1 protein-coding gene is annotated in these 962 nt (G+C 53.3%); it reads right to left on the minus strand.

Annotated elements, in window-relative coordinates; genetic code table 11:
• Positions 1-962: IS1634 family transposase (locus B4113_RS08010; protein WP_153017141.1), on the minus strand; the 962-nt coding region annotated here is incomplete at both ends.

The following is a 962-nucleotide window of genomic DNA, read 5'->3' on the forward strand; positions in this document are numbered from 1 at the left end:
TTCCGTCCTTCAACTGGCGCAAGTATTTTCCGTAGGACGGATGGGAACGCAACCGGCAGGTCGCCTTATGATGGGCTTCGTTTAGGAGTTGGCGAAGCCCTTTTAACTCCTCTTTCAGCGATTCGAGCAGCGTTTCTCGCTCCTTGCGTTGGCGTTCGGCTTCGCTGGGATTGTACACGAGAACATAGCGCTGACGCGCTTCTCCGTCGCCGACGATGATTTCTTTGATGTGCAAATTCTCGTCCACTTCATGATAACGTCCGCGACGGCTTAAGGCCTCTTCGACGGCGGCTTTGCCGGATCGCATTTTTTCGCCGACAATGTAGTGTCCGCCGGCCTGTTGCAAGATTCGCAAATTCTCTTCAGAGGAAAAGCCGCGGTCCATGACGCTGATCACACGTCCAAGCTTCCAGCCAATCAAGTCTTGTTTCACCTGTTTGATGACCGTCATGTCCATCGTATTGCCAGGCCATACCCAAGCGCGAATCGGGATTCCTTCCCGGGTGACAGCCAGCCCAATGACGATTTGAACCAAGTCTGGGCGTTTGTCTTTCGAGAATCCTTGTTTTCGAAGCGATTCTCCTTCCGGTGTTTCAGAGGGATCCACTTCGAAGTACGACGAAGTCGTATCGAAGTAAATCAAGTCGACTTCCAAATTCAATAAATCGGCCACAGCATGGAACACTTGACGTTCCAATTCCGGCTGCACGGCCAGCAGTTCATCCATCGCCCGGTACAACTGGTGGCTGGCGGCTTGAGGAAGGTGAGGGATATACACATCTTTCTCCACCCACTCCTCCATCGCCAACTTGCTTGACGGATGAAGGGCGCGATTCGCCACCATGGCAAAAATCAGCCGTTCCAGCGAAATCTGGTGATGTCGGGAGGTAAACAAGGAGTGGAGAATCTCTCCCAACCCCAGTTGTCTCCAGAGCTGATCCAAGAGCCAGACGCCGCCGAGG

This window comes from Geobacillus sp. B4113_201601 (assembly GCF_001587475.1).
Lineage (GTDB): Bacteria > Bacillota > Bacilli > Bacillales > Anoxybacillaceae > Geobacillus > Geobacillus icigianus.